The following is a 20,227-nucleotide window of genomic DNA, read 5'->3' on the forward strand; positions in this document are numbered from 1 at the left end:
TGCCCAGCGTGGCGCGCGCCTACTATTGCACGATCTCCGCATCGTCCTCCGCCATCTCGTACCACATCGCATTGAGCACACCAAACATCGCTGCCAGCGGCAGCCCCAGAATCCAGGCGAAATACCACATGATTGACTCCTTTATCGACAATTAATAAGCATGGCCGCGATGGTCGGCAATCGCCTCGCCATCGACCTTGCCCCACAAGACCTTGTACACCCAGCTGGTGTAGGCCACGATCAGCGGAATGAACACGCTCGACACCACCAGCATGATGAACAGCGTCAGATGGCTCGACGACGAATCCCACACCGTCAGGCTGGCGCGCGGGTCGAGCGACGATGGCAGGATGAACGGGAACATGGCCGCGCCCACGCCCAGGATGATGCCGGCAATCGCCGCGCCGGAAGCGAGCAGCGCCAGGCCGCCGCGCCGCGCGCGCATCAGCACCAGGGCCAGCAGCGGCGCGGCCAGGCCCAGTACCGGTGCGGCCCAGGTCCACGGATGGTTTTCGAAGTTGGCGAACCAGGCGCCGGTGGCTGCCTGCGCGGTCTTGAACAGCGGGTTCGACGGACCTTCGGTAACCATGGCGCTGGTGATGCGGTAGCCATCGACCGCCTGCCACAGCGCCACGCCGGCCGCGGCGTACAGCACCACGGTAGCCACTGCCGCCACGCTGCCGTAGCGGCGCGCACGGTCGGCGACCTCGCCGTCGGTTTTCAACTGCAGCCAGGCCGCGCCGTGCATCACCAGCATGGCCACCGACACCAGGCCGCACAGCAGGGCGAAGGGATTGAGCAGGCCGAAGAACGTGCCTTCATAGAGGATGTGCATGTCGTAGGTGAAGCGGAACGGCACGCCCAGCAGCACGTTACCGACAGCCACGCCGAAGATCAGGGCCGGCACCACGCCGGAGAAGAACAGCACCCAGTCCCAGCGCGCGCGCCAGCGCGGGTCTTCGCGCTTGCTGCGGAATTTGAAGGCGACCGGGCGCAGGATCAGTCCCGTCAGGATCACGAACATGGCCAGGTAAAACCCCGAGAACGACACCGCGTACAGTTGCGGCCACGCGGCGAAGATGGCGCCGCCGCCCAGGATCAGCCACACCTGGTTGCCCTCCCAGACCGGGCCGATGCTGTTGATGATGACGCGCCGTTCCAGGTCGGTCTTGCCGGCGAACGGCAGCAAGATGCCGGTGCCCAGGTCGAAACCATCGGTGACGGCAAAGCCGATCAACAGCACGCCAAGCAGTATCCACCACACCAGGCGCAGGGTTTCGTAAGACAGTAATTCATGCAGGATCATCATGTGCTCCTCAAGCGGATTGGGGTTGGTTGACCGATGGCGCGGCCAGCGTGCGGCGCTTCGGTGCCGCTGGCACGGCGGCCACGGTGAATTCCTCCGGGCCCTTGCGGATCGCCTTGAGCATCAGCTTCATTTCGATCACCAGCAGCACGGTATAGATCGCGGCAAAGCCGGCAATCGTCGCCAGCAGCGTGGCCACGCCCAGGTGCGACACGGCCATGGCAGTGGGCAGCACGCCTTCGATCACCCAGGGCTGGCGTCCCAGCTCGGCGACGATCCAGCCGGCTTCCACGGCCACCCACGGCAGCGGAATCGCCAGTACCGCCACTTTCAGCAGCCAGCGGTGCCGGTCGAGCGTGCGGCGCACCGACAGCACGAAGAAGGTCGCGGTCAGGGCGATGAAGAAGATGCCCAGGCCGACCATCACGCGGAAGGACCAGAACAGCGGCGCCACGGGCGGCACGGTATCGAGTGCGGCCTGGTGGATCTGCGCGGGCGTGGCCTGGCGCGGATCATCGACGTAGCGCTTGAGCAGCAGGGCATAGCCGAGCGCCTGGCCCTTCTCTTCGAATACCGCTTTGGCGGCGGCGGGTACCGGGCTGCCCGGCGCCACGGCGCGGATGGTTTGCAGCGCGTCGTAGGCGACGATGCCGTCGCGGATGGTGTCCTCGCCCTTGCGGACCAGTTGGGCGATGCCGGGAATTTCGGTGTTCAGTGAACGGGTGCCGATCAGGCCCATCACCATCGGAATATGCAGCGCATAATGCGTCTCGCGCGCCTGCTGGTCAGGGAAGCCCAAGGCGGTGAAGGCCGCCGGCGCGGGTTCCGTTTCCCACATGGCTTCGATGGCGGCCAGTTTCATTTTTTGATGCTCCGACGACTGGTAGCCGCTCTCGTCGCCGAGTACCGCCACCGACAGCGAAGCGGCCAGGCCGAACGCGGCGGCCACCGTCATCGACCGCTTGGCCAGCGCCACATGGCGGCCCTTGAGCAGGTACCACGCCGAGATGCCCAGCACGAAGATGGCCGCCACCGTATAGCCGGCCGACACCGTGTGCACGAACTTGGCCTGCGCCACCGGGTTGGTGAGCACGGCGCCGAAGTCGGTCACTTCCATGCGCATGGTTTGCGGATTGAGCGCGGCGCCGACCGGGTTCTGCATCCAGCCGTTGGCGATCAGGATCCACAGCGCCGACAGGTTGGAGCCCAGTGCGACTAGCCACGTCACCACCAGGTGCGCGCGTTTTGACAGCTTGTCCCAGCCGAAAAAGAACAGGCCGACAAAGGTCGCTTCGAGGAAGAAGGCCATCAGGCCCTCGATGGCCAGCGGCGCGCCGAAGATGTCGCCCACGTAGTGGCTGTAGTAGCTCCAGTTCATCCCGAACTGGAATTCCATGACGATGCCGGTGGCCACGCCCATGGCGAAGTTGATGCCGAACAGGACGCCCCAGAACTTGACCATGTCGCGCCAGATGGTGCGGCCGGTCATGACGTACACGGTCTCCATGATGGCGAGGATGATGGACAGGCCGATGGTGAGCGGCACGAACAAGAAGTGGTACAGCGCAGTGAGCGCGAACTGCAGCCTGGATAAGGCGACGATATCGAAGTCCATGATGTTTCCCTGGTTATTACAATTTACAATAGTTGATTGCTGATTCAGTCCTGCCGCAGCGCAGCCAGCGCGGCGTCGAAATCCTGCGTTCCCCGCCGCACATCGAACGCAATGCGGCCGTTGCGCACGCCAACCAGCCGGTCGGCCAGCGATGCTTCGCGCCGCAGATGGGTGGCGATGATCACGGTCTGCCCTTCAGCGCGCGCGTGCCGGTCCAGTCTTTGCAGGACGTCGCGGGCAGTGGCGGCGTCCAGCGCTTCGGTTGCTTCATCGAGCAGCCACACCCGCGATGGATGCAGCAGCAACCGCGCCAGCGCCAGCCGGCGCGCCTGGCCACCCGACAGTCCCAGCCCGCCCTCGCCCAGCATGGTGTCCAGCCCCTTGCCGAAGGCGCGCACTTGCACATCGAGCCCCGCCGCTTGCAGCGTGTGCCACAGGCGGTCGTCATCGGCATCGGGCGCGGCCAGGCGCAGGTTGTCGCGCACGCTGTCCTGGAACACTTCCGTGCGCTGGGTGAACAGGCAGGCTTGGGCTGCCTGCACGCTGCCGGCGAGCGGCGCGATCTCGCCGGCCATCAGCGCCAGCAAGGTCGATTTGCCGGCGCCGCTGGGGCCGACCAGCGCTACCCGTTCTCCGAGGGCGATGCGCAAGTCGATGGCGTGGACCATCGGCGTGCGGCCCGACTGCGCGGCCGCTACGTGTTCGAAGACGATGGCGGCGCCGGGGTTGGCATGGCCGGCGACATTCGCGTCGGTCGGCTTGGCCGCTACCGTGTCAGCAGCAGCGCTCGTGGTCGCACCGGCCGGCGCCAGGCCCTGCTCCAGCCTGGGCCCAAGCCGTTTCATTGCCAGCCACAGTCGCCCTGCTTCCAGCGCACCGCGCCGCAGGCCGGCGAACGGTTCCATGGCAGCGAGCGCAATCAGGATCGCCAGCGCTGCCAGCGGCACCGGCATGGCGCGGTACTCGACCAGCGCGGCGGCGGCCAGCAACACCGCAGCAAGGGTGGCGCTGCCGGCGATGCCGAACGCCGCACCGGCGCGGGTGTCGCGCTGCATCAAGGCCAGGTCGGCGCGGGCCAGCGCATGGTCGGTGCGGGACAGGGACTGGCACTGGGCATTCAGGCGTCCGGCCATGGCCAGTTCGGTCTGGCCGGCCACCAGGTCGATGGCGCGGGCGCGCAGCGCTTCCACGGCGCGCGAGCGGGCCAGACCGGGACGGATCGCGCCTTTTAACAGCAGCAAGGTGATCGCGCCGCCGCACACCAGCAGCCACAGGCCGAGCACCACGCCCAGCTGCCACTGCATGAAAGCGACCACCACGCCGGCCAGCACGGCCGCGCACAACGCTGTGGCAGCCGGTACCAGCAGGCGCAGGTACAGCGACTCGAGCGCATCGATATCGGCGGTCAGGCGGAACAGCAGCTTGGCCGGGCTGCGCAGCAGGCGGCTGGCGGCATCGGGCAGCGACCAGCCCCGGAACAGCCGTACGCGCAGTTCGGCCAGCGCGCCGAAGGTGGCGTCGTGCGTGACCAGCCGCTCGGCGTAGCGGGTGCCGGTACGGCCCAGCGCCAGCAGGCGGATCCCGGCCGAGGGCGCAAACACGTCGAACATGAACGCGGTCGAGGCGCTCATGCCGGCAATGGCGGTGGCAGTGATGAACCAGCCGGACAGCCCGAGCAAGGCCATGCCGCCCAGCGTGGTCAATGCCGCCAGCACAGCGCCCAGCAGCAGGCGTTTCGGTTCGGCCAGCAGCAACTGGCGCAGTGCGGCATACGATGCGGCGTTCATGCGATGCTCCTATGTGGAGTGATGCGCGCGGACAGGTCGATGGCGCGGTGCAGGCGCGCGGCCAGCACCGGGTCGTGGGTGGCGACCAGCATGGTCTTGCCCTTGGCGAGCGTCAGCAGCGCATCGGTCACGCGGGTGGCAGTTTCGCTGTCGAGGTGCGCGGTCGGTTCGTCCACCAGCAGCAGGTCGGCGTGCGGCCACACAGCCACCCGGGCCAGTGCCAATCTCACGGCCTCGCCGCCGGACAGGCCGTGGCCGCCGTCACCCAGCATCACTTCCGGCCGTGCTTGCGCCACGGCGCCCAGGCCGGCCAGGTGCAGCGCGTCGGTCACGGCCAGGCCGGCGTCCACCGGACGGCCAAGGGTGATGTTGTCCGCCACCGGGCCGGTGAAGACGTGCGGGCGTTGCCCCATCCAGGCCATGCGCCGGCGCAGCGTCGCAGCGCTGGCGTGATCGAGGATGGTGCCGCCGATGCGGATTTCTCCTGCTTGCGCTGGCAGCAGGCCCGCCAGCATGGCCAGCAAAGTGGTTTTTCCAACGCCGCTCGCACCCAGCAGCGCCACGTGTTCGCCTGGGCGCACGGTGAAGGAGAAGTCGTCAAACAGCGGTTGCTCGCCGACGTGAGCGAAGTGCAGATTGCGGACCTCAACCGACGGCGGCATCCTTAAGGGAGCGACTTCGGCATGCAGGCAGAGATTATCACCGGCACCGACCAGCATCACCCCATCTGCCGCCAGGTCGCGCAGGCTGGCCAGTCCCGCCTCGCCGGCCGCCTTGTCGTGCCAGACGGCGGCCAGTTCGCGCAGCGGCTCGAAAAAGGCTGGCGCCAGCAGCAGGATAAACAGGCCCTGGGCCAGCGTCAGTCGTGTGCCCCATGCGCCAAAGTCGAGGGTGCCCAGCAGCGAGAAGCCGATATACACGGCCACCATCGCCACGCCCAGCGCCGAGAACAGTTCCAGCACGGCGGAAGACAAGAACGCGATGCGCAGCACGGCCATGGTGCGGCGGCGCAGCGACTGCGCGGTGTCGCCCAGGCGGGTGGCGGTGGCGTCCACGGCGCCCAGCGCGCGCAAGGTTGCCAGGCCGCGCAGGCGGTCGAGCAGGAAGGCGTTCATGCCGCCCAGTTCCACCATGTGGGCGCGACTGGCAGCTTGCGCGCCCATGCCTACCAGCGCCATGAAAACCGGGATCAGGGGCGCTGCCACCAGCAACACCAGCGCGGCGATCCACGAAAGCGGCGCGATGGCCGCCACGATGGCCAGCGGTGCCAGCACGGCTTTCCAGCGCGCCGGCTGGAAGCGCACCAGGTGAGGCACCACGGCTTCGGCCTGCTCGGCCAGCACGCTGGCCGCTTGCCCGGACCGGGCGCGATCGCGGTCCAGCGGCGAACGGCGCGCCAGCGCGGCCACGGCATGTGTGCGCAACGCCGACAAGTGGCTGCGCGCCGCCCCATACATGGCGCGGGCGCCCCAGGCCTCGGCCAGCGCGCGCAGCACGCCCAGCGCCAGCACGGCCGCCGCCGGCAGCAACGCCGCACGCCATCCGGCACCTTGTACCATGCCCTGCACCGCCCAGGCCAGCAGCGCCGCCTGCGGCAACCACACGAGGGCGGCGGCGCCCTGCACCAGGGCGGGCAGGCGGGGAACGACGAATACCGGCAGTGAAACGCTTGCGGAAGACATGGTAAAACATCCTGTAATTACTGAGTTTTCAGAAATTCTTGTAAATTCGATTTTTAGTATAATACGCCGGAACGATGATGTACATCAATTTTTATAGCCGGAGACGTCCACCATGCCCAATACGCCAGCCACGCCGACACCGAACAACTTCCAGATGACGCCACTGGCGCAGGGCTTCATCAGCCACTTTGGCGAGATGGGCAGCCGCTGGGGTTTCAACCGCACGGTGGGACAGGTCTATGCGCTGCTGTTCGTGTCGGAGCAGCCGCTGCACGCGGACGAAATCGCCGAGCACCTGACGTTCTCGCGGTCGAACGTGAGCATCGGCCTGAAGGAATTGCAGGGATGGGGACTGATACGGCAGACGCGCCTGCCGGGCGACCGGCGCGAGTATTTTTCATCGCTGGGCGATGTCTGGCAGATTTTCAAGGTGGTGGCGGCCGAACGACGCCGGCGCGAGGTGGCGCCGACGTTGACGGTGCTGCGCGAATCGCTGATGGCGCCAGCCGGCGAACCGGGCGACCGCTACGCCCAGCAGCGCATGCGCGAGATGTACGAACTGGTGGACCTGGCCAACACCTGGTTCGAAGAGATGCAGCACCTGTCGCCCGAATCGCTGGCGCAACTGATGAAGATGGGCGCCAAGGTGCAAAAGCTCCTCAGCACCAAGGACCGCCTGTTGGGCGGCAAAAGCAAGGCTAGCCAGGACTGAGCGGTTTGCTCATGCTGGTAACGCCATATGGGTCGCGTCAGTTCCTTTTGCCAGGTCGAGTCGGTTCCGCACGCAGCAGCGGATACGGATTGATTGCGCCGCCCATGTCATAGACGCCGTAATGCAGGTGCGGCGGCGTGCCCTTGGCATTGCCGGTATCGCCAACGTAGCCCAGCACAGTGCCCGCCTCGATGCGCATGCCCGCTGCCACGTCCGCGTAGCGATCGAGGTGCGCATAGTAATGACGCTGGCCGCCCGGTCCCATTACCCACACCACCTGGCCCCCTAGGCGATTGGTACCGACACGGGCAACGATACCTTCGGTCGTGGACAGCACGGGCGTGCCGCGTTTGGCGAAGATGTCGATGCCCTCGTGCTTGCGCCCCTCGCTGCGCGCACCGCCCCAGGTGTCGCGCAAGGCGCGCGGCTTGATGCCTTCGACCGGCACCGGCAGCGCGGCCGGCTTGTCCATCGCTGCCAGGTGCACGGTGTACATGGCGCGTTCGATGCCTGGTCCGAGAAACACGTAGCCCACGATGAGGACGACGGCAATCACCAGCATGCGTAGAAAAATCCGAACAGCCCTCATGTTTGCGCTTTGCTTCGATCAAATCCGGATGTTACCTCTTTCGCCTGATCGACTCGTTTTCTATTCGGGGCGCCATCCCCTGCCCCCGCCAAACCCCGCAAAAAATTCCGCGCGCGTCGTGTAAGCCGCCCTGGCCTCCTGCGCATCGAGCACCCGGCCAAACTGGCGCGCGCTGGTGTCGAGCGGTCGGCCTGCCAGGTCCATGCTGCCGTACTCGCGCCAGCCGGCGGTGGCGGTGGCCTGGCCCGGGTTGGGCGCCGGCTGCCTGACGTTCGGCCCGGCCCAGCCGACCGGTGCGATGTGCGGCCCCATGCGGCAGTTGATGAAGGCCACGTGGTCCCAGGTGGCGGCGTACCCGGGACTGCGGGCCAGCCAGGTGGCGCCAGCCGGCACGTCGTTGCCGGTGGGGCCGGGACCGTGGGTCAGGCGGCTGTTGACGAACATGAAGCCCTTGTCCTGCGCGGAGACGGTGCGCGCCTGCAGCAGGTAGCCGCCGCTCTTGCCATTGCCGCTGTCGCCGACGGTGCGCAGTTCGCTGTCCTCGAACAGCGCGGCGCGGTTGTTGCCCCAGATGTAGTCCACATTACCGGCGATGAGCGAGCGGTAGAACCACGAATAGCCGCGCACCTGCACCGTATCCTGCTCGCTGAACAGGCTGGCGTTTTTGACGATCAGGCGCCCCTCGCTATTGAAGAACAGCGCCTCGGCCTGGCCGCCGGTGGGTGAAGCGCGCAAGGCGCTGTTGCGCAGCGTGAGGCCGTCGATGGTCACCAGGTCCGCATCCTCGATCAGGAACACCGCGCGCCCGCCGGTGATGCCGGGCGCACGCGCTTCCTGCGCCGTACCGGAGCCGGGGTTGACGCCGTCGCTGTTGACGGCGTCGATCACTGTGCCATCGCGGCTCTGGCCGCGCAGGGTGAGGTTGTCCTTGCCGCGCAGGTAGAGCAGTTCCTGGTAGCGGCCAGCGCGGATGGTGACCGTGACCGGCGCCGTGCGCGCGGTGTGCTGCATGGCGTAATTGAGCGCGCCCTGCACCGTGCGAAAGTCCGCTGCACCGTCATCGTCCACCACCAGCGCCTGGGCGCCCGGCGGCAAGGCGGCGCGGGTGTGAAAAGTCCAGCCCTGCGCCATCGTGACACCGGTAAACGCCGTGCCGCCGATGGCGCCAGCCAGCACGCCGTCATCGACCGTCACCCGGTACTGTTCGCCCGGCGCCAGTCTGGCATTGTGCAGGTGGATGACGGCGTCGCGTCCTTCGATGGCCACCGGCTGCCAGCGCACCGCGCGCCGCAGCGGCTGGCCGGCGTAGCCGAGCAAGTCGGACTCGCTGCCGGTGCGGACGGTATCCACCAGCGCGCCATCGCGCACGCGGTACACGCGGATGGCGCCACCGGATTCTCCCAGCACCGGCGCCTGGTCGAAACGCAGCCGCAGCGGCGTATCGAACGGCACGTCACGTTCGCCGATGGCCGGCAACACCGCGCCTGCCAGTTTGATAGCGGACCGGCGCGCCGGGCTGGCGGCAGCTACCCGCACTTCCAGCACCGATTGCACATTGGGGCTGTCCGGGCTGGCCAGGGTGACGGTGGTGACGCCGGCCGCACGCGGCGCCAGCACCAGCGCGCCATCGGCCACCGTGGCAGTCACCAGCGCCGGCTGCGCGACACTGGCCATAAAGCGTATCGTTTGTGCGCCGTTCGCAGGTGCGGCCATGGCGGCGTCCTGCAGCGCGCTCGGCGTAAGGTAGCCCGACACGGCTAGAGACGTCTTGGCGCTGGCGGTGCCGTTGCCACTGGCGTTGGAACCGGCATCGGCAGCAGCCACGATGCGATACGGTCCCAGCGCGCTCACCGCCAGCGACACCGGCGCATCCCCCACCGACAACTGCACCCGCTGCGGCGCGCGCGCCAGCGCCAGGCGCGCCGGCTTGTCGGTGGCGGCGCCCGTCACCGGCACACTGATCTCGAACGGCGCGCCCTGCGCCACCACGCCGTAGCCGCCCGCCTGCGCCAGGCCGCCATCGATCACGCTGGTGATGCGTTCGCCGTCGAGGTAGGCGGTGAGGCTGTTGCCGGCCATTTCGAGCCGCACCGTGTAAAAGCGCGCGTCGGTGGCACCCGCGCGGTTGAACTGCTTGAGGCGCGTAAGGCGGCCGTCCTGCATGCGCACGATCTCGATCTGCATGCGTCCCTTGGCCTCCTGCCAGCCCAGGCCGGCGCCGTACCAGTTGCCGGCATCCTGGTAACGTCCCACCACGTAGACGCGGCCATCGGCGCCGGCAGCGGGCAATCGCCGCAACCGCGCCTCCACGTAAGCGTCGGCATCGGATTTGCCGAGTATGCGCACCGGCGCATCGGCGTCGATCCGCAGCGACTCGCTGGTTTCGAGGGGTGCCGCTGCATGCACCGGTGGGCGATCTCCAGCAACAGCGGGGGCCTGGGCGGCAACGGGTGCCAGCGCGGCCAGCGCCAGCAGAGCGGTCAAGGACATCGGGTCTCCAGGTTAAACGTTTTATTTGCCGCCCATTCTAAACCATGCGCAGTCAGTAACGAATACCCTCCCGCTTCAAAAAATCGAGCAGCGGCCCCGGTTCGTCGGTCTGGATGGTGTCCACGCCGGCGGCGATCAGATCGCCCCAGGCGCGGCCCGATGTGCGCAGCGCTTCGAGGTCGCCGCCCATGCCGATCACGCTGATCACGCCCACCGACGTCAGGGTATTGGCCCACAGCCGCACGCCGCCGGATGCCGCCAGCTTGCGCACTGGCGCCAACTGCTCGCGCGGCAGGAATACCAGCTCCACGCCGGCCGGCCGCCGCTGCGCTGCCAGCTGGCGCGTCACCACCTGCACCGCACTGGCACCCCCGCCCTTGGAGGTCCACGCGCCCACAATCGGCATATAAGGGACTGCGGCAAACGACGGATCGTCGGCGCCCACGCCGGCAGCATCACGATCGACAAAGCTCTTGACCAGCACATAACGCGCCATGCCCTGTGCTGCTGCTTCGGCGATGGTCTGGGCGTAGATATCGTCGTCCTTGATGTCGAGGTTGATCATGATGCGTCCCCTGGCGGCGGCCAGCATCTGCGCCAGCGTGGGCAACCGTTCGTCGGTCAGATCCGGCGACATCTGGGCGCCCATGTTTTGCTTGAGGCGCAGCGCTTGCAACTGCGCCAGCGTCAGATCGGACACCTTGCCCTTGCCGTCGGTGGTGCGATCGACGGTGGCGTCGTGGATCACCACCAGGGCGCCATCGGCGCTGCGGCGCACATCGAGCTCCATCATGTCCACGCCCAGCTTCACGCAGTGCTCGAGCGCGGCCAGCGAGTTTTCGGGCGCCGCCTCCAGCTTCTGGTGCGGCGACGCATTGTGGCAGCCGCGGTGCGCGGCGATGAACACGCCGGCGGACGGGTCGTCGAACTTGCGGCGAATATCATCGGCGCGGTCGGCCGCCATGGCGGACATCGAGCAAGCGAGCAGCAGCGCCGCCCGGCCGCAGGCATACAATAAGCGGCTCATGTCAAAACTCCGGCGTGTAGCGCAAGCCCACCCACGCCACCTTGGGCACCGAGTAAGTATCCTTGAGCAGGTTCATCGACGGACCGGTGAGGCTGGTCATGCGCTTGCCGGTGACGTTCTGCACCTGGCCAAACAGGGTCAGCTCGCGCGTGAGCTTGTAGCTGGCCTGCAGGTCCACCTGCGAGCGCGGCGCCCAGTACAGGTCCTGCCAGGCGATATCGGGCACGATCGAGCGCAGCGCCTTGCCCTGGCGGTTGTAGGCTGCGCGCAGTTCCAGGCCGGCGCTGGCGTAGAACACGGTGAGGTTGGCGGTGCGGTCAGGCTGGCCCACCAGGCGGTCAATATCGCGTGCGGCGCCATCGGAGCGGCGCACCGTCATCTTGCCATCGAGCGCGCTCCAGTTGGCACTGAAACCCATGTCGGCGATCAGCGGATGTATCCAGCCCAGCGAGTTGACCACCGCACTGAGTTCGGCACCCCGGATCGATGCCTTCGAGGCATTGGCCGGCCGCGTCACCACCGCGTTCACGTAGTTGACTCCCTGGTAGGTATAGCCCTGCGAGGCCTGGTTGAAGATCTCGTCCTTGATGTCCTTGTTGAATACCGCCAGCGACAACAGGCCGTTGGCCGCCTTCGGCAGCCGGTAGTTGAGCGCCAGGTCGGTATTGGTGGACAGGCGCGGCTTGATGTCCGGGTTGCCCACCGTGACTGCGATGCCGGTGGCGTTGGGGTTGCCCGTGTCGCCGACGTTGGTGAAGCTGATGGCGCTGCGCGCAGCGTAGGAATCGTAGGTAGGCCGGCCGATGGTCTGGCTGGCGGCCGCGCGCAGGTCGAGGTCCGGTTTGACCTGCCACGTGGTTTGCAGCGATGGCAGCAGGAAGTTGTAGCGCGACGAAGTGGGCAGCGGCGTCCAGGCACCGGCCACCAGCGCACGACCGGCGGTATTGAGCAGCGTGCGGTCTTCGCGCACACCGACCAGGGTTTTCCACTGCTCCGTGTTGAAGCTCACCTGGGCGTAGGCGCCCAGCGTGCGTTCGCGGTGCTCGAAGTTATCCTGGTTGCTGAATGCGGTCTGGTTGGTGGTGTTCAGGCCGCCGGCCGCGCGCAGCGCCTCGATCTGGGCGCTGGCCGCCTGCGGGTCGATGGTGATCAGCCCCAGGCCGTTCTGGCTGTAGCGCAGCGGCGCGGAGGGCCCGGTCACCCCAAGCAGCGTGAGCGCAGGCTGGCTGGTGTTCGGTTCCAGGTCGTTGCGGTAGATGTTGTAGCCGGGACGGTCCACCGTGTAGGCTGCGCCCACGGCAAAGCCCACGCCCGGCTGATCGAGATCGCGCCGGTAGTCGGCACGCACATTGCCGATGGTGTCCTGCGCCGAGCGGCGGTAGTCGTCGCGGTAATACAGCAGCTTGTAATTGGACAGATTGTTGTAAGCCGCTGGCGAGACGTTGAACGAGTGATTCAGGCCGCTGGTGTCGTAGTCGAACGCGTATTCCGGCGTGGCTACGGGAATTGCGCCGCCGGTGCCCGGTGCGCTGTAGCGCGCGTTGGTACCGTACTTGATCATCCTGATCGGTTCGCGGTATGTGGCGCGCGAAATATTGGCGCGCAGGCCCAGCGTCTCGTGGTCGGCGATCTGCCAATCGACGCCGCTTTGCAGCAGCCGCGTGGCGCTGGTCATGTCCTGCTGCGAATAACCCACTTCCACGTCGCCGCCGGGATATCGGCCCGACGTAGCGGTCTGGTTCAGCACCGTGAGCGTGTTGCGCGGGTCGATCAGGTTCTCGTTGCGCACCATCTGGTCGCGGAACCGGTAGTAGCCGCCGGTGACAAAGCCATACACCGATTGCCACGGCTTCGCTTCCAGCTTGACGGTCAGGCCCAGGCGCGAGCGCTCGTCCTGCACATACCAGTACTTGTCCTGCTGCGGCACGGCGTAGCCGTTGCCGAGGTTATTGCCGCTCACGCGATTGCCGGCAGCATCATAAAAATTCTCGAACACCGTGTCGGTGGTCATGTGCGTGTCGGTACTGGTGTCGAGCTTCTGGTAGTTGGCCGATACCACCATGCCGTACTGTTTGTCGTCGCCAAAGGTGAAGCTGCCGGTGGAGATCACCCGCTGTCCGAGGCGATCCTGCGGCCGGGGGCGCGAGCCGTCGCTGGCGGCGCCTGCCGCCCCTTCGATGGTGAAGAACGGACGGCCGCCGCGCTCGAAGGCGCTGCGCGTCTTGAGGTCGATGGCGCCGCCGATGGCATTCGGTTCCTGGTCGGCGCCAAAGGTTTTCGACACCACCAGTTCGCTGATCATCGACGACGGCAGCAGGTCGAGCCGCACGCCGCGTCCGATGGAACCGAGGTTGCCGTTGGGCGTGCCCGGCGAGGCCAGCGGCGAACCGTCGATGGTGACGTTGTTGTAGGCCGCGCCCAGGCCGCGCAGCACCGGCGTGGCCGCTTCGTCGCGCGGGTGTTCATTGTCCAGCGTGGGCAGTACCGACAGCCCCGGCACGCGGCGCAATGTTTCGACGATGGTATTGTCGGGCAAGCCCTGTACCTCGTTGGCGCTGACCACGTCGGCAATGCCGTTGCGATCAAGCTTGCTCTCGATCGCTTTCAAATAGGCGCGCTTGATGCCGGTGACGGTGACGACGGTGTCCGGCGTCGCATTGTTCTCAAGGCTGGCCTCCTGGGCGTGGGCGCTGGCGGCCATGCTTAATGCCACGGCGGTGGGCGCCAGCAGCCAGCGGTGTTTGGTCATGGTGTACTTCATGTTGTTCGATCCCCTTGCAGATGGTGCCGCGCCGGCTGGAATGCCTGCTGCGGTCGGAATCGAGTGTAGGGTCGGCGCTACTCGGTGTGGCGCGTTTCACGGTCAAATCTCACCGTGAAATACGCAGTCAACACCACTGTTTTCAGCGCGGCGCCACCCGTGTGCCCAGCACCGCGATATCGGTGCTGCCGTTGGCCTGCAACACGCATTGCAACAGCACTTCGAAAGCGCCGATGCCGCCGTCCGCGCGCTGCGCCTGCCGGATCAACGGCGCCAGTTGAGCGGGGTTCATCATGAATTCAATCGCGGCGTCGGTGCCGGCCGACGTGGTGCCGCCGATCAGCAGCGTGTGGCCGTCGTCGCTCAGGTTGCGCTTGAAGCCGATCAGCGCGTACCCGCGCCGCGCCGGGTCGCGCGCCGAGAACGGATAACGGGCGCGCTCGCCGTTGCGCGGCTGGTCGTTCAGGATGAGAAAATCGCCCGTTTCACTGTCCCAGTCGATGTGAAAATTGAACTGGTTGCGATACAGCGCCCACCAGGGATTGGACTGCTCCACCCCGACGAGGATGGTGTTGTCGTGCTTGAGGTCTGCCAGTTTCACATCGCGTGAAAAACGCACGTGATATCGCTGCGGTGCGGCGCTGGCCAGCTTGCCCAGTTCCGCCGCCAGGGTGACCGACGACATGCCGGTGTAACGGCGCGCGTTGTAGCGCTCCACCTCCGGCGCCGGCGTGTCCGCCGCGCCGGGGCGATTGGCGATGTAGTCGGCCAGCGGCACTTCGCGGCGGGTGTCGCCCTGGTACATCACCAGGCCGTTGTCGGAAACGATCAGCGTGGTATCGCGGTCGGCCGGCAGCATGGTGGACCAGAACCGCGCACTCGCTTCCTGCGCCGGACCATGCGCCGCATCGTCGCGTGCCTGCCACCACAGGCCGGTCATGGCGGCCAGCACCAGCAGCATCACTGCGGGCGCCAGCGTCGACCGGCACCAGCGCTGCCAGCGACTGGTTTCGACGGCGGCAGCATGCGCGGCTATCGGCATGGCGGCGGGCGCAGGGCCGGCCGCGGGCGGCGGCATGGCAGCGCTGTGGAACGATGTTGCGGGATCGTCAGCGGCGTGCGGCGCGGGCGCTGGCACGAACACCGGCACATACGCGCCGCGCGGAATGGCGATACGAAACGCTTCGGTGCGTCCCTCGTTGTCGTAATACTGGTCGAGCCGCTGGCGCAGCAGCCGCGCCGTGCTGCGCACGATGGTGTCGTCGGATGGATTGTAGTGGTCGGGGCGGCCAAACACGGCGGTGCCGATGCGCTGCTCGGAGAGCTGCTTTTCCTGACCGTCGAGCGCGGACACGCACACGTGGCGCAGGAATGCCGTCAACCGCCCGCTGCGCGAAAACGCCTGGCTGGCCAGGATGCGCTCCAGGGCGGCGGTGAATTCGTCACGCTGCCCCGCCAGTCCGCACGTGGGCAGCTGCGCGCTTGCGATTGCTTCCGTTGCCATCCGCTTCCATCTCCAGCCGAACATGATCGCGCACAGGCTAGCAGCCGAATGTGACATCGTCATGAATTGAATTAATTATTGTCTCGCGCTCAACGATTCTACGCCATATACACGCCAGTTCACCAAATACCGCTAAAATCCACAAATTCATTGATTAAAATGATTTTTACCGATAATCTCGAATTTCCTTGATTGCTGGTAGTTGCGTGTAATGAAATCTGTAACTGAAAACGACGAAGTCTGCACCACCCAGCGCGCCGCCGAAATTCTCGGGGTATCGGTTTCCTCGGTCCAGCAACTGGTCGAATCGGGCGCCATCGATGCCTGGAAAACCCGGGGCGGCCATCGCCGCATTCCGATGACGGCGGTGCTGGCGTACAAGGGCCATGCGGGTGCCACAACCCCGGCTGCGCCCACGGCACCGGCTGCCCGCCAGCCGGGCCGCGAGCAAGCGACCATCCTGGTGGTGGAAGACAACCCGATGCAGCGCACCCTGTACCAGAAACACCTGGGCGCCTGGAACCTGCCGGCGCAACTGGTCTTCTGCGAAAACGGCTACCAGGCCTTGCTGGAGGTGGCGCGTCGCCAGCCCGACATCGTCGTCACCGACATCGTCATGGACGGCATCGACGGCTACGAACTGCTGAACACCATCGTCAACGACCCGCAACTGCGTCCCATGCACATCGCCATCGTCTCGGCGCTGGGCGAGGCCGATCTCGACGCGCGCGGCGGCCTGCCGCCGGGCGTGGTCTTCTTCAGCAAGCCGGTCAACTACGACGAATTGCGCGGCTACCTGCGCGCCGGCTGCGCCCAGTTCGTGCGGGCCGCAAAATGAGCCCGTACCGTTACCAGAGCATCGACCCCACCGTGCTGATGGAAGCGGCCGGCGACCACGGCACTTTCATCACGCTGTCGCACACCTTCCTCGAGCATGCGCCGGGATTGTTCGCCCGCCTGGAGCAGGCGTTCGCGCGGCGCGACCATGCCGCCATCGCCGCCAGCAGCCACGCGTTGAAGGGCATGGCGATGCTGATCGGGGCGAACGAACTGTCGAGCCAATTGCAACGCCACGAGTCGGCCGCGCGCCAGGGCTGCGCACTCGATGCGGCGCAGGCAGAGCTGTCGCCGCTGCTCGCGCTGGTGATGCGCGAAGTCACCCAGAGCATCGTGCGCGCGGTGCCGCAGCACTGAGGCGCGGCCTGCCATGATCATCGCCAGGCGCCGCTGGACCGCCCTCACCGCGCGCCGCGCCACCGTCATCGTGTGCGTGGTGCTGCTGGCCATGCTGGGCGCCACCACGGCGCTGGTAAGCTGGCGCCTGTATGTCCACGAAATTGCCGACTGGCGCGATGAACTGGACAACCTCACCCTGGTACTGGCCGAGAACACCGCCCAGACCATGACCTCCACCTACCAGGTGCTCGACAGCATAGACGCGCTGGTCGCGGACGCCGCCCGCGCGGCCGGCCCGTCGCCGGCCGCGCGCCGGGCAGCCTTCGGCAGCGCCCGCATGTACCAGGCGCTGCGCGACCGCATGAGCGTGTCGCCGCAGATCGGCGTGGCCACCATCATTGCCGCCAACGGCGACGTGATCAACTTCACCCGCAGCCACCCGGCGCCGGCCATCAACCTGGCCGACCGCGACTACTTTGTGCACCACGCGCAGAACGACTCGCCCAAACCGTTCCTCTCCACCCCGGTGCGCAACAAGGGCAACCAGACCTGGACCTTTTATGTAAGCCGGCGCCTGAACGACGATGCCGGCCGTTTCGCCGGCGTGATCCTGGTGGGCGTGTCGTGCGATTTCTTCGGCGAGTTTTTCCGCAACGTCAGCCTGGGCGAGCATGCCGCCATCTCGCTGTACCGCAGCGACTTCACGCTGCTGGCGCGCTGGCCCGTGCGCGAGGCCATGATGGGCAAGCGTAACCTGGGCGGCCCCACGTACGATGTCATCACCGCCGGCAAGCAGCACGACGTGGTGCTCACCAGCAGTGCGCGCGTGGCCGACGGCATGCGCAAGGTGACCCGCATGGGTGCCGTGCGCGTGGTGCGCGACTACCCGCTGATCATCAACGCCACCATCACCGACGACCTGCTGCTGGCGGGCTGGCGCAACAACCTGCGCATGCTGGGCGCGGTGGTCCTGCCGAGCATGATCGCGGTACTGGTGGCTTTTGTGCTGATGGCTTTCCTGCTCAAGCGCCGCGAGGAAGATGCGCGCCAGGCACTGGCCCTCAAGGCCGACGCCGACGCCGCCAACGCCGCCAAGTCGCGCTTCCTGGCAGTGACCAGCCACGAAATCCGCACGCCGATGAACGGCATCATCGGCATGAGCGAATTGATGCTCGACACCCGGCTCGATGCCACCCAGCGCACCTATGCCGGCAATGTACACCAGGCCGCGCTGGAACTGCTCCACATCATCAACGACGTGCTCGATTTTTCCAAGGTTGAAGCGGGCCACATGCAGCTCGAACGGCAAGCCTACGCGCCGGCCCAGCTGATCGAGCAGGTGCTGGCACTGCACCGCGCCAGCGCCGAACGCAAGCAGCTGCGCATCACCGTCGATGTGGACAGCCTGCCGGGTCTCGTGGAAGGCGATCCGGCGCGGATGCGCCAGGTGCTGGGCAACCTGCTCAACAACGCCATCAAGTTCACCCCGTCGGGCGCCATCGGCATCGGCTTCCAGGCCATTGCACCGGCCGCCGGCACGGACGGCGGGCAGTGGCGGCTGCGCTACACGGTCACCGACAGCGGCATCGGCATCTGCCCGCAGGCGCAGTTGCACCTGTTCGAGCCGTTCCGCCAGGCCGACAGCAGCATCGGCAACCGCTACGGCGGCACGGGCCTGGGACTGGCCATCTGCAAGCACCTGGTGGAACTGATGGGCGGCACCATCCACTGCACCAGCGCGCCGGGCCAGGGCTCCAGCTTCAGCTTCGAGCTGCCGGCGCGGCTGGTACCGGCGCCTGCGGCCGGCAGCGAGCCCGCACCGGAGCCGGTCTCCGCGTCCGCTCCGGCGGCGGCAGGCCATGCGCTGCTGGTGGAAGACACCGAAATGAACCGCCAGCTGGCGCGCATCCTGCTGCGCAAGCTTGGCTGGACGGCCGACGAGGCGCACGATGGCCAGCAGGCACTCGAAGCGCTGGCCGCGCGGCGCTACGACCTGGTGCTGATGGACTGCATGATGCCGGTGATGGACGGCTACGAAGCCTGCCGGCGCTTGCGCGCGCAGGAAGCCGCCAACGGCTGGCCGCGCACGCCGGTCATCGCGCTCACCGCCAACGCCATCGACGGCGACCGCGCCCGCTGCCTGGAGGCCGGCGCCGATGGCTATCTCACCAAGCCCTTCACCGCCACCGCGTTTGCCGAAGCCATCCGCCGCTGCACCATTACAGATAAGTAACATTCTCACCAAAAATCACCAAACAATCATGTATCACCAAGGAAATTAGCGTATATTTGACACAATCAGTGAATATAACGAATTTACCAATTTACATGCTTAAGAAAATTACCATCGAACAGCTTGCCCTCGGCATGCACGTCCACGCCGTGTGCGGCTCCTGGTTCGACAATCCTTTCTGGAGCAATTCGTTCACCATCGAATCCCTGCTCGACCTGGCCAAGCTGCAGGGCGGCCGCGTGCGCCAGGTCTGGATCGACACCAGCAAGGGTTCTGACGTGACCACGCCGGCATCGGCCGCGCCAACACCGGTCGTTCCACCAGCGGCAGTGCCAGCGCCGGTGGCGGCAGCGGAAACGCGGTCGATCCCGGAGCGCTCCGAACGCCCCACTAGCGGCACCGCCGACGAACTGGCGCGCGCCGCACGCATCATCGCCCAGTCGCGCCGCGCGCTGACCACCATGTTCGGCGACATCCGCATGGGCCGCCTGATCGACGTCGGCCAGGCCACGCCGCTGGTGGACGATATCTCGGCCTCGGTGCTGCGCAATACCGGAGCGCTGATCAGCCTGGTGCGCCTGAAGCAGGCCGACGACTACACCTATCTGCACTCGGTGGCCGTGTGCGCGATGATGGTGGCGCTGGCGCGACAGCTGGGCCTGGACGAAGACGAGGTACGCCAGTGCGGCATGGCCGGGCTGCTGCACGACGTCGGCAAGATGGCCGTGCCGGCTGCGGTCCTCAACAAGCCGGGCAAGCTGACCGACGACGAATTCTCCAGCGTCAAGCAGCATCCGCTGGCCGGCCACGCGCTGCTGCTCAAGTCGGGCAATGTGCACCCGGTGGCGCTGGACGTGTGCCTGCACCACCACGAACGGGTGGACGGCGCCGGCTATCCGCACGGGCTGCGCGGCGATCAATTGAGCCTGCATGCGCGCATGGGCGCGATCTGCGATATCTACGACGCCATCACCTCCAACCGTCCGTACAAGGCAGGCTGGAGCCCGGCCGTGTCGCTGCGGCGCATGGCCGAGTGGACCCGCAGCGGCCACCTCGACGCCCAGGTGTTCGCCGCCTTCGTCAAGTGCATCGGCATCTACCCGCTGGGCACCCTGGTGCGGCTGCGCTCCGAGCGCCTGGCGGTGGTGGTCGATAACAGCCGCTCGCTGCTGGCGCCAGTGGTGCGGGTGTTTTTCTCGATCCGCAAGGACATGCACATCCCGCCCATCACGCTGGACCTGATGCATGACCAGGGCACCGAAGGCATCGCCGGCTATGAAGAACCGGACACCTGGAACCTGGGCGACCTGTCGCATTTCTGGACCTGAGCCGATTCCGTCTAGAA

At 66.7% G+C, this 20,227-nt stretch carries 15 protein-coding genes; 5 read left to right on the forward strand and 10 right to left on the reverse strand.

The genetic code is table 11. The features are described 5' to 3' along the window. Nucleotides 1–22: 22 nt before the first annotated feature. Genes cydX through cydD form a run of 5 tightly spaced genes read right to left on the reverse strand, consistent with a single transcriptional unit; the run spans nucleotide 23 to nucleotide 6,390 of the window. Nucleotides 23–130, reverse strand: coding sequence for a cytochrome bd-I oxidase subunit CydX (gene cydX / locus ASF04_RS21190; protein ID WP_056146389.1), 108 nt, complete (start codon nucleotides 128–130; stop codon nucleotides 23–25). Nucleotides 131–151: 21 nt separating this feature from the next. Further along, entirely contained in the window at nucleotides 152–1,306 is a 1,155-nt protein-coding gene (gene cydB / locus ASF04_RS21195; RefSeq protein ID WP_056146628.1) for a cytochrome d ubiquinol oxidase subunit II, read from the reverse strand. A 10-nt stretch (nucleotides 1,307–1,316) separates the two neighbouring features. Continuing rightward, nucleotides 1,317–2,921, reverse strand: a complete 1,605-nt coding sequence (locus tag ASF04_RS21200; RefSeq protein ID WP_056146392.1) for a cytochrome ubiquinol oxidase subunit I — start codon at nucleotides 2,919–2,921, stop codon at nucleotides 1,317–1,319. A 44-nt stretch (nucleotides 2,922–2,965) separates the two neighbouring features. Further along, nucleotides 2,966–4,708, reverse strand: a complete 1,743-nt coding sequence (locus ASF04_RS21205; protein WP_056146394.1) for an amino acid ABC transporter ATP-binding/permease protein — start codon at nucleotides 4,706–4,708, stop codon at nucleotides 2,966–2,968. Then, nucleotides 4,705–6,390 carry a thiol reductant ABC exporter subunit CydD gene (cydD, locus tag ASF04_RS21210; protein ID WP_056146397.1) on the reverse strand — a complete coding sequence of 562 codons (1,686 nt, stop codon included), beginning with the start codon at nucleotides 6,388–6,390 and terminating at the stop codon, nucleotides 4,705–4,707. The genes ASF04_RS21205 and cydD overlap by 4 nt, the downstream gene beginning before the upstream one ends. 112 nt (nucleotides 6,391–6,502) lie before the next feature. On the opposite strand from cydD, the gene ASF04_RS21215 reads away from it, so the two are divergent. Next, the gene (locus ASF04_RS21215) at nucleotides 6,503–7,102 is read left to right on the forward strand and encodes a GbsR/MarR family transcriptional regulator (protein ID WP_019920031.1); all 600 of its coding nucleotides are present in this window, start codon (nucleotides 6,503–6,505) and stop codon (nucleotides 7,100–7,102) included. A gap of 37 nt (nucleotides 7,103–7,139) precedes the next feature. Here the strand turns inward: ASF04_RS21215 and ASF04_RS21220 are convergent, their stop codons facing one another. The 5 genes from ASF04_RS21220 to ASF04_RS21240 form a co-directional block, all read right to left on the reverse strand. Then, nucleotides 7,140–7,664, reverse strand: coding sequence for a M23 family metallopeptidase (locus tag ASF04_RS21220; protein WP_056146400.1), 525 nt, complete (start codon nucleotides 7,662–7,664; stop codon nucleotides 7,140–7,142). 87 nt (nucleotides 7,665–7,751) lie between these two features. Then, a complete protein-coding gene (locus ASF04_RS21225) occupies nucleotides 7,752–10,181 on the reverse strand; it encodes a pectinesterase family protein (protein WP_056146403.1) in 2,430 nt (809 codons plus the stop codon). Between the two features lie 52 nt (nucleotides 10,182–10,233). Then, complete coding sequence (locus tag ASF04_RS21230) at nucleotides 10,234–11,208, reverse strand: glycerophosphodiester phosphodiesterase family protein (RefSeq protein WP_056146406.1); 975 nt, start codon at nucleotides 11,206–11,208, stop codon at nucleotides 10,234–10,236. A 1-nt stretch (nucleotide 11,209) separates the two neighbouring features. Continuing rightward, on the reverse strand, nucleotides 11,210–13,957 hold the full coding sequence (locus ASF04_RS21235) for a TonB-dependent receptor (RefSeq protein ID WP_200931127.1): 2,748 nt from the start codon (nucleotides 13,955–13,957) through the stop codon (nucleotides 11,210–11,212). A gap of 154 nt (nucleotides 13,958–14,111) precedes the next feature. After that, a complete protein-coding gene (locus ASF04_RS21240) occupies nucleotides 14,112–15,473 on the reverse strand; it encodes a hypothetical protein (RefSeq protein ID WP_056146412.1) in 1,362 nt (453 codons plus the stop codon). A 211-nt stretch (nucleotides 15,474–15,684) separates the two neighbouring features. Between ASF04_RS21240 and ASF04_RS21245 the strand changes: the two genes are divergently transcribed. The 4 genes from ASF04_RS21245 (at nucleotide 15,685) to ASF04_RS21260 (ending at nucleotide 20,210) form a co-directional block, all read left to right on the forward strand. Further along, complete coding sequence (locus tag ASF04_RS21245; RefSeq protein WP_056146415.1) at nucleotides 15,685–16,311, forward strand: response regulator; 627 nt, start codon at nucleotides 15,685–15,687, stop codon at nucleotides 16,309–16,311. Continuing rightward, nucleotides 16,308–16,667 carry an Hpt domain-containing protein gene (locus tag ASF04_RS21250; RefSeq protein WP_056146418.1) on the forward strand — a complete coding sequence of 120 codons (360 nt, stop codon included), beginning with the start codon at nucleotides 16,308–16,310 and terminating at the stop codon, nucleotides 16,665–16,667. Before ASF04_RS21245 ends, ASF04_RS21250 begins: the two co-directional genes overlap by 4 nt. A gap of 13 nt (nucleotides 16,668–16,680) precedes the next feature. Beyond that, complete coding sequence (locus tag ASF04_RS21255; protein ID WP_056146421.1) at nucleotides 16,681–18,882, forward strand: hybrid sensor histidine kinase/response regulator; 2,202 nt, start codon at nucleotides 16,681–16,683, stop codon at nucleotides 18,880–18,882. A gap of 95 nt (nucleotides 18,883–18,977) precedes the next feature. After that, the gene (locus tag ASF04_RS21260; protein WP_056146423.1) at nucleotides 18,978–20,210 is read left to right on the forward strand and encodes an HD-GYP domain-containing protein; all 1,233 of its coding nucleotides are present in this window, start codon (nucleotides 18,978–18,980) and stop codon (nucleotides 20,208–20,210) included. Nucleotides 20,211–20,227: the final 17 nt, after the last annotated feature.

This window comes from Duganella sp. Leaf61 (assembly GCF_001421905.1).
Taxonomy (GTDB): Bacteria; Pseudomonadota; Gammaproteobacteria; order Burkholderiales; family Burkholderiaceae_D; genus Rugamonas; species Rugamonas zoogloeoides.

Coding starts and splice junctions, on each gene's coding strand:
- ASF04_RS21200 (WP_056146392.1), bottom strand. CDS start 2,921: ATGGACTTCGATATCGTCGCCTTATCCAGGCTGCAGTTCGCGCTCACT.
- ASF04_RS21235 (WP_200931127.1), bottom strand. CDS start 13,957: ATGACCAAACACCGCTGGCTGCTGGCGCCCACCGCCGTGGCATTAAGC.
- ASF04_RS21250 (WP_056146418.1), top strand. CDS start 16,308: ATGAGCCCGTACCGTTACCAGAGCATCGACCCCACCGTGCTGATGGAA.
- cydD (WP_056146397.1), bottom strand. CDS start 6,390: ATGTCTTCCGCAAGCGTTTCACTGCCGGTATTCGTCGTTCCCCGCCTG.
- ASF04_RS21240 (WP_056146412.1), bottom strand. CDS start 15,473: ATGGCAACGGAAGCAATCGCAAGCGCGCAGCTGCCCACGTGCGGACTG.
- ASF04_RS21245 (WP_056146415.1), top strand. CDS start 15,685: ATGAAATCTGTAACTGAAAACGACGAAGTCTGCACCACCCAGCGCGCC.
- cydX (WP_056146389.1), bottom strand. CDS start 130: ATGTGGTATTTCGCCTGGATTCTGGGGCTGCCGCTGGCAGCGATGTTT.
- cydB (WP_056146628.1), bottom strand. CDS start 1,306: ATGATCCTGCATGAATTACTGTCTTACGAAACCCTGCGCCTGGTGTGG.
- ASF04_RS21215 (WP_019920031.1), top strand. CDS start 6,503: ATGCCCAATACGCCAGCCACGCCGACACCGAACAACTTCCAGATGACG.
- ASF04_RS21220 (WP_056146400.1), bottom strand. CDS start 7,664: ATGCTGGTGATTGCCGTCGTCCTCATCGTGGGCTACGTGTTTCTCGGA.
- ASF04_RS21225 (WP_056146403.1), bottom strand. CDS start 10,181: ATGTCCTTGACCGCTCTGCTGGCGCTGGCCGCGCTGGCACCCGTTGCC.
- ASF04_RS21230 (WP_056146406.1), bottom strand. CDS start 11,208: ATGAGCCGCTTATTGTATGCCTGCGGCCGGGCGGCGCTGCTGCTCGCT.
- ASF04_RS21255 (WP_056146421.1), top strand. CDS start 16,681: ATGATCATCGCCAGGCGCCGCTGGACCGCCCTCACCGCGCGCCGCGCC.
- ASF04_RS21205 (WP_056146394.1), bottom strand. CDS start 4,708: ATGAACGCCGCATCGTATGCCGCACTGCGCCAGTTGCTGCTGGCCGAA.
- ASF04_RS21260 (WP_056146423.1), top strand. CDS start 18,978: ATGCTTAAGAAAATTACCATCGAACAGCTTGCCCTCGGCATGCACGTC.